Annotated in this window: 9 protein-coding genes and 1 pseudogene; 5 read left to right on the top strand and 5 right to left on the bottom strand. The window is 51.9% G+C overall.

What is annotated here, in order from left to right; genetic code table 11:
- From RTY00_RS04670 to hxpB, 3 genes and pseudogenes are all read right to left on the bottom strand, one after another.
- A pseudogene (locus RTY00_RS04670) lies at positions 1–100 on the bottom strand (2-deoxy-D-gluconate 3-dehydrogenase); the annotation flags it as partial.
- Positions 101–113: 13 nt separating this feature from the next.
- Positions 114–950 (bottom strand): 5-dehydro-4-deoxy-D-glucuronate isomerase, encoded by an 837-nt coding sequence (gene kduI / locus RTY00_RS04665; protein WP_312663580.1) that lies wholly within the window; start codon positions 948–950, stop codon positions 114–116.
- A 157-nt stretch (positions 951–1107) separates the two neighbouring features.
- Positions 1108–1776: a hexitol phosphatase HxpB gene (gene hxpB, locus RTY00_RS04660; protein ID WP_312663579.1), complete on the bottom strand. Its 669-nt coding sequence runs from the start codon at positions 1774–1776 to the stop codon at positions 1108–1110.
- 142 nt (positions 1777–1918) lie between these two features.
- Between hxpB and RTY00_RS04655 the strand changes: the two genes are divergently transcribed.
- Positions 1919–2455 (top strand): YniB family protein, encoded by a 537-nt coding sequence (locus RTY00_RS04655; RefSeq protein ID WP_312663578.1) that lies wholly within the window; start codon positions 1919–1921, stop codon positions 2453–2455.
- A gap of 4 nt (positions 2456–2459) precedes the next feature.
- On the opposite strand, the gene RTY00_RS04650 is transcribed toward RTY00_RS04655, so the two are convergent.
- Both RTY00_RS04650 and ghoS read right to left on the bottom strand, forming a co-directional pair.
- On the bottom strand, positions 2460–3353 hold the full coding sequence (locus RTY00_RS04650; protein WP_312663577.1) for a fructosamine kinase family protein: 894 nt from the start codon (positions 3351–3353) through the stop codon (positions 2460–2462).
- Between the two features lie 89 nt (positions 3354–3442).
- Complete coding sequence (gene ghoS, locus RTY00_RS04645; RefSeq protein WP_312663576.1) at positions 3443–3733, bottom strand: type V toxin-antitoxin system endoribonuclease antitoxin GhoS; 291 nt, start codon at positions 3731–3733, stop codon at positions 3443–3445.
- A 331-nt stretch (positions 3734–4064) separates the two neighbouring features.
- Here ghoS and RTY00_RS04640 point away from each other — a divergent pair, with 331 nt between their 5' ends.
- The 4 genes from RTY00_RS04640 to rpmI all read left to right on the top strand — a co-directional run.
- Positions 4065–4826, top strand: a complete 762-nt coding sequence (locus RTY00_RS04640; RefSeq protein ID WP_008102936.1) for a YdiY family protein — start codon at positions 4065–4067, stop codon at positions 4824–4826.
- 246 nt (positions 4827–5072) lie between these two features.
- Entirely contained in the window at positions 5073–7010 is a 1938-nt protein-coding gene (gene thrS / locus RTY00_RS04635; RefSeq protein ID WP_007892653.1) for a threonine--tRNA ligase, read from the top strand.
- On the top strand, positions 7006–7557 hold the full coding sequence (gene infC, locus RTY00_RS04630) for a translation initiation factor IF-3 (protein ID WP_036647992.1): 552 nt from the start codon (positions 7006–7008) through the stop codon (positions 7555–7557). The genes thrS and infC overlap by 5 nt, the downstream gene beginning before the upstream one ends.
- A gap of 99 nt (positions 7558–7656) precedes the next feature.
- On the top strand, positions 7657–7844 hold a 188-nt coding region (gene rpmI, locus RTY00_RS04625; protein ID WP_312663575.1), incomplete at its 3' end, for a 50S ribosomal protein L35.

Here is a 7844-nt window from a genome sequence, read left to right as displayed (position 1 = left end):
CTGCCTGCGCCAGACCCAGCGCCATGCCTTGTCCTAAACCGGTATTGCAGCCGGTGACCAGCGCGATTTTGCCTGCAAGATTAAATGCGTTGAGTATCATGATTCGCTCCTTGTTAGCGCAGTGCGCTGATGTTGACGTGGTCCATGTCATCAAATACCTGGTTTTCGCCCACCATGCCCCAGATAAAGGTATAGCGCTGCGTTCCCACGCCCGCATGAATCGACCAGCTCGGTGAAATCACCGCTTGCTCGTTATGGACCAATAGATGACGCGTCTCCTGCGGCTGGCCCATCATGTGGAACACGGCGCTGTCGTCGGCCATATCGAAGTAGAAGTAGACTTCCATGCGGCGTTCGTGGGTGTGACACGGCATGGTGTTCCACAGGTTGCCGTCATCGAGGCGGGTTAATCCCATGGTTAACTGGCAGGTTGGTAACACATCGGGCACGATGAATTTATTGATGGTGCGGCGATTCGAAGTGGCCGCGTCGCCCAGAGTGGCTTTCACCGCTTCGGCGAGGGTGATTTTTTTGTCCGGATAATGAGTGTGTGCCGGCGTGCTGTTGTAGTAAAACTTCGCCGGATGATTGGCATCGCTACTGCGGAAAATCACGCTCTGCGCGCCTTGTCCGACATACAACGCTTCCTGATTCCCAATTTCCCAGGTATTGCCATCCACTTCAATCAGTCCCGGCCCACCGATGTTGATTATGCCGAGCTCGCGGCGTTCGAGGAAGTAACTGACGCCCAGCTGTTTACCCACTTCATGGCCGATGGTCACGGATTTCTGCACCGGCATTACGCCGCCGATGATGATGCGATCGATATGGCTATAAGTGAGGGTGTAATTGTCAGCGTCGAAAATTTTGTCGATCAGAAACTCACGGCGTAGGCCGTCAGTGTCCAGCGTTTTGGCATGTTCGCTATGAATGCTTTGACGAATGTCCATCTCAGGCCTCTTAAGAGTCAAAGGAAGTGGTCCCGATGCGGGTCTTTGGGCATCTTAGGCAGGATGAGATGTGAATTCAATAAAAATGAAACGATGTTTTATTTATTTGCGTGTGCGATCAAATTGCACAAAAAAGCCCGCGATATGCGGGCTGCGGTTAACCGTGCAGATGTTCGGGTTTGAGCTGGGTTAAATCATCGAGAATCACATTGGCCAATGCCCAACGTGCATCATCGCGATGACCGGCCGCTGGCACCACTATCGAGCGCATACGTGCGGCTTTGGTGGCAATCATGCCGTTGAAGGAATCTTCCAGCGTCACGCAGTTCAGTGGATCGATACCCAGTTTGGCTGCGGCGTCGAGATAGACCTGCGGGTGTGGCTTGCTGTACGGCAGCGCTTCCGCAGACGCCAGCACATCAAAGTATTTGCGCAGATTAAACATCTCCAGCACGCGCTCCAGCATATGCAGCGGTGAGGCGGAGGCGAGGCCAATTTTCAAACCTTGCTGCTGGCACAGTTGCAGCGCCTGCTCCACGCCAGGCAGCAGCGGACGCGTCTCTTCCACCAGCGCCAGCGCGCGGGCGATGATGCGTTGCGTCACTTCCTGTTGATCCGGGCCGCTCCACGGCAGCGCTTCAAACCACATGCGCACGGTTTGATCGATGCGCAGACCCAGCGTATCGGGCAATTCGTGACGCCGGGTGATATCAACGCCAAGGCTGGCGAAGATATCCAATTCCGCCTGATCCCACAGCGGTTCTGAGTCGATCAATAATCCGTCCATATCAAAGATGGCGGCCAATACAGGACGACGATATGACATACAACTGCTCCCTTGGAAATTTGGCTTACCTTAGCACGAGTGCCGGAGAAAGCCGACTTGCGGCAGGCCACGCATTTTTCAGGAAAAATTGCAGTAGTGCAGGTAGACTTAGGCAAAACTATTTTCGGTTCAGGGAGACACCATGACTTACCAACAGGCTGGCCGCATCGCCATCCTTAAGCGAGTGGCTGGCTGGGTGATTTTTATACCAGCACTGTTATCCACCCTTATTTCGCTGCTGAGCTTTATGTTTAAGCACAGTGAAAAGCAGCCAGGCATTGATGCCGTGATGCTCGATTTTGTCCATGTCATGGTCGACATGGTGAAGTTCAATACGCCGTTCCTTAATGTGTTTTGGCAGAACTCGCCGGTGCCGGAGTTTAATGGCGGCGCGAATATCGGCTTTTGGCTGATCTACATTCTGATTTTTGTCGGGATTGCGCTGCAGGCTTCGGGTGCGCGGATGTGGCGTCAGTCGCGCCATATTAAAGAGGGCATTGAAGATCAGCTGATCATGGAACAGGCCAAAGGCAGTGAAGGGCGTACGCGAGCGCAGCTGGAAGAGAAAATCCATATGCCGCGTCACACCATTTTCTTGCAGATTTTTCCGCTCTACATCCTGCCGATCATTATCGCTATCGCCGGCTACTTTGTACTGAAGCTGCTCGGCATGCTGTAACGCGTCAGGCCGGTCTGGCCTGACGTTCTCCCAACACATCTTCATCCAACAACTGGCCGATGGCGAACTGTGCTTCGCCCGTCCAGTTGCCGCCGAACACATTGGCGCGATTGAGCAGGTAATAGAGCTGATAAACCGGCTGACGCTGCGAAAATCCGTCTTCCAGTGGCCAAACCGCGTGGTAGCCATCATAAATCTGGCGCGGTAAATCGGCGTAGTAGCTCAGCATCGCCAGATCGCATTCGCGGTCGCCCCAATAGCAGGCGGGATCGAACAGCCACGGACCGGTTGCGCTGCCAGCGCAGTTGGAGGGCCACAAATCGCCGTGTAATAAAGAGGGTTGCGGATGATGATTGGCTAACGTGCGCTGCACACAATCGACAATCAGCTCGGTATCGCCATAATGCCCGCCTTTTTCCGCAGCCAGTTGCAGCTGCCAGCCGATGCGCTGTTCAGCGAAGAACACCGACCAGCGGCGTAACCAGCTATTCGGCTGAGGTGAGGTGGTGATGTTGTTGTCGTAATCAAGACCAAATTGCGGTTGCTCGCTCCATTGGTGTAGATGCGCTAACTGCTGGCCGAGCTGGAAGGCACTCTGATCGGTAAAGGGTTGAGGCGGAATATATTCCAGCAGCAGGAAGCTGGTATCACGATCGTTACCGACGCCATATACCTTCGGTACGCGAACGGTTTGCGTGCGCGCCAGCAGGTCGAGTTGATCGGCTTCCCAGCTAAACAAGGTGAGCATGTCGCGGGTGTTACATTTGACGAACACATCTAACTCGCCATAGCGGATACGCCAGGCGGGATGGACATCGCCACCGGGAAGTTCCTGACGGTCGGTGATTTCAGCATCACCGGCGTGCTCGCTTAACAGACGACTAATGGCTGACCACATCGGGTAATCCTCTTTGTTCGCTGCGTGAGTTCGATTGTAACGCGCAAAACCTGAGCAAACCTGGCGTCGATGCCGTTTTTTGCACTGCGTCAGGGTTGTTCTTTCAAAAATGCCTCTAGCGTTGTGACGGTGACTTCAGGTTTATGTTCGAGAGCGATTTGCGCGTATCCTGCGGCCTGCTCAGCCACTTCATGCTCTTCTAACGCGCTGACAATGCCAAAGCTATTGGTGCCCAGCTCATGCGGATGACCCTCATCATCACTTAAGGTGGTGCTGTATCCGCCATTGATCATGGCGCTATTCACTGACTGCAAGTCGCCAAGTCCATTTTCCTGATACTTTAGCGTGACAATGTAACGTTTGACATCATGGTCGCTCATTATTCACCTCATTGTTATCGAACAGATTTCAGCGTAGACCAGCGGGCAGGATAGAGCGAATTTTAGGCGATTCATCAGTAGGAATGGCAGGTAAAGCTTTGTCAAAAGAGTTCAGAAAAATCTTGTAGCCTTCAGGCTGCTATTTGAGTAATTGCCCCCTATAATGCGCAGCGAAAATGGGAAAAGTCCCATTAAAAGAGCGGTCCAGCGACTTTTCTGGCTTTTTTTGCGGGTACATATTTTTTTACAAAACTTACGGTAAATTGCATTGATTGACCGGAGAAACGCTTCAGACTCTTCGTTTTTTAAACTGTCGTACGGGTTACTTTTAATGAAAGCCTTTAACAAGCTGTCCGCTGTTTTATTGCTCTCTGCTGGAGCATTTTGTCACCAGGCATTTGCAGATAACGCCGTTTTCACCTCCATGGATGACCCTTCAACGGCAAAAAAACCGTTTGAAGGCAGTGCGTCAGCGGGTTACCTGGCTCAAACCGGTAACACCACCAGTTCTTCGCTGAGTGCGGCTACCAATATGACGTGGTACCAAACCAACACCGCACTGAGCCTGTGGGGTAACGCTTCGAACAACTCCTCTAACGATGAGCGTTCATCTGAGACCTACAACATCGGTGGCCGTAGCCGTTATAACCTTAACAGCGCCGACTACCTGTTTGGTCAGGCGAGCTGGTTGAGCGACCGTTTCAACGGTTATGACTCACGCGATGTACTGACCGCCGGTTACGGTCGTCAGATCCTTAACGGTCCGGTTCACTCGCTGCGTGCTGAATTCGGTCCGGGTGTGCGTTACGACGATTTCCATGAAGGCGGCCATGAAACCAAAGCATTGGGTTATGGTGCAGTGAGCTATCAATGGCAGCTGACAGATACCACCAAATTTATTCAGGGTGTTTCTGTGCTGAGCAGCTTCGGTGAAGACACCACGCTGAACTCAGAAACTGCGCTGCAGGTGGCCATCAATGCTCACTTCGCGCTGAAGCTGGGCTACAACGTGACCTGGAATAACAATCCGCCAGAATCTGCGCCGGATCGTACCGATACCAAAACCACGATCCAGCTCTCATACTCAATGTAAGCGAGACGGATGTGAATCACCGCTGCCAGGCCTGCGCCTCGCAGCGGTTTTTTTTATTTCTCTTTAGGTTAGCGAATCTCCGCACGGGTTTTGATCGGCGGCGAAAGCTGCTATTATCATCGCCGCTTTACATTCCTGGCGTCATTCCGACAACGTGGGTCTGACATCACGCCGGGTTACACACTACAAAACTCATTTTTGCATGTAGGCTTTCGTGTGGCTTACCACTGCAATTAAGGATATGAAATGCCAGTAATTACTCTTCCTGATGGCAGCCAGCGCAGCTTTGACCGTCCGGTCAGCGTGATGGATATTGCGTTGGATATTGGACCGGGTTTGGCGAAAGCCTGTATCGCGGGTCGCGTGAATGGCGAGTTGGTTGATGCGGTTGATCCGATCACCGAAGACGCTCAGGTCGCGATTATTACCGCTAAAGACGACGCCGGTTTAGAAATCATTCGTCACTCTTGCGCGCACCTGTTAGGGCATGCGATTAAGCAGCTGTGGCCAAACACCAAGATGGCTATCGGCCCGGTGATTGATAACGGTTTCTATTATGACGTTGACCTGGAACATACCTTAACCCAGGAAGATCTTGAGCTGCTGGAAAAGCGTATGCACCAGCTGGCTGAAAGCAATTACGATGTAGTGAAGAAAAAGGTGAGCTGGCAGGAAGCACGTGACGTGTTTGCTGAGCGTGGCGAAAGCTACAAAACCACCATTCTTGACGAGAACATCAGCCACGACGATCGTCCTGGCTTGTATCACCATGAAGAATACATCGACATGTGCCGCGGTCCGCACGTGCCGAACATGCGTTTCTGCCATCACTTTAAACTGCAGAAAATCTCCGGGGCTTACTGGCGCGGCAACAGCGATAACAAAATGCTGCAGCGTATTTACGGTACGGCCTGGGCGGATAAAAAGCAGCTCGCTGCTTATTTGCAGCGTCTGGAAGAAGCGGCGAAGCGCGATCACCGTAAAATCGGGAAGCAGCTTGATCTCTACCACATGCAGGAAGAAGCTCCGGGCATGGTGTTCTGGCACAATGACGGCTGGACCATCTTCCGCGAACTGGAAGTGTTTGTGCGTACCAAGCTGAAAGAGTATGACTACCAGGAAGTGAAAGGTCCGTTCATGATGGACCGCGTGCTGTGGGAAAAAACCGGGCACTGGGAGAACTATAAAGAAGCGATGTTCACCACCTCTTCAGAGAACCGTGAATATTGCATCAAGCCGATGAACTGCCCAGGCCACGTTCAGATCTTTAATCAGGGTCTGAAATCCTACCGCGACCTGCCGCTGCGTATGGCGGAGTTTGGTAGCTGCCATCGTAACGAGCCATCAGGTGCCTTGCATGGTCTGATGCGCGTTCGCGGCTTTACCCAGGATGATGCTCACGTCTTCTGTACCGAAGATCAGGTACGTGATGAAGTGAACAGCTGTATCCGCATGGTCTACGACATGTACAGCACCTTCGGTTTTGAAAAAATCGTGGTTAAATTGTCGACCCGTCCGGAAAAACGTATCGGTACCGACGAAATGTGGGATCGTGCGGAAGTGGATTTGGCAGAAGCGCTGAAAGAGAATGACATTCCATTCGAATATCAGCCGGGAGAAGGCGCCTTCTACGGCCCTAAAATTGAGTTTACCTTGTACGATTGTCTCGACCGCGCCTGGCAGTGTGGTACCGTTCAGCTAGACTTCTCCCTGCCGAAACGTCTGGACGCGACTTTTGTCGGTGAAAACAACGATCGTCAGACACCGGTGATGATTCACCGCGCAATTCTCGGTTCAATGGAGCGCTTTATCGGCATCCTGACCGAAGAGTTCGCTGGATTCTTCCCGAGTTGGTTGGCACCAGTGCAAGCTGTGGTGATGAATATCACCGACAGTCAGTCAGAATACGTCAGCGAATTGACAAAGAAACTGCAGAATGCAGGTATTCGTGTCAAAGCGGACTTGAGAAACGAGAAGATAGGCTTTAAAATCCGCGAGCACACATTACGTCGCGTCCCTTATATGCTGGTTTGCGGTGACAAAGAGGTGGAAGCAGGCAAAGTTGCCGTGCGCACCCGCCGTGGTAAAGACCTTGGGAGCATGGACGTAGATGTGTTTGTTGAGAAGCTGCAACAAGAGATTCGCAGCCGACATCTTCACCAATTAGAGGAAACAGGTTATTAAAGGCGGAAAACGAGTACAACCAACACGTCCGAACCGTATCAACGGCGAAATCCGTGCTACCGAAGTGCGCTTATCTGGCGTAGACGGCGAGCAACTTGGCATTGTCACCCTGCGTGAAGCCATTGAGAAAGCTGAAGAAGCCGGCGTAGATTTAGTTGAAATCAGCCCGAACGCCGAACCGCCGGTTTGCCGTATCATGGATTACGGCAAGTTCCTTTATGAAAAAAGCAAGTCTTCTAAGGAACAGAAGAAGAAGCAGAAAGTTATCCAGGTTAAGGAAATCAAATTCCGTCCTGGTACCGATGATGGCGACTATCAGGTCAAACTACGCAACCTGATTCGCTTTCTGGAAGAGGGCGATAAAGCCAAAATCACGCTGCGTTTCCGCGGTCGTGAGATGGCGCACCAGCAGATCGGTATGGAAGTGCTTAACCGCGTCCGTAAAGATCTGTGTGAAGACATGGATCTGGCGATTGTCGAATCCTTCCCTTCGAAGATCGAAGGTCGTCAGATGATCATGGTGCTCGCTCCTAAGAAGAAACAGTAGGCCTTCAAGTAATAAAGCCGCGCAGCGCTTGCGTTGTGCGGATTTTTATTCGCCTGTCTGATTCATTTTATTAACAATGCGAAGTGGATATTTGTAAAAATGCCAAAGATTAAAACTGTACGTGGCGCCGCTAAGCGCTTCAAGAAGACCGCTTCTGGCGGCTTCAAGCGTAAGCACGCGAACCTGCGTCATATTCTGACTAAAAAGTCTACTAAGCGTAAACGTCACCTGCGTCCGAAAGGCATGGTGTCTAAAGGCGATCTGGGTCTGGTTATTGCCTGCCTGCC

It is taken from the genome of Pantoea sp. CTOTU49201 (genome assembly GCF_032054795.1).
Taxonomy (GTDB): Bacteria; Pseudomonadota; Gammaproteobacteria; order Enterobacterales; family Enterobacteriaceae; genus Pantoea; species Pantoea symbiotica.
The sequence above is the reverse complement of the archived record's forward strand: the minus strand, read 5'-3'. Positions and strand labels throughout refer to the sequence as shown.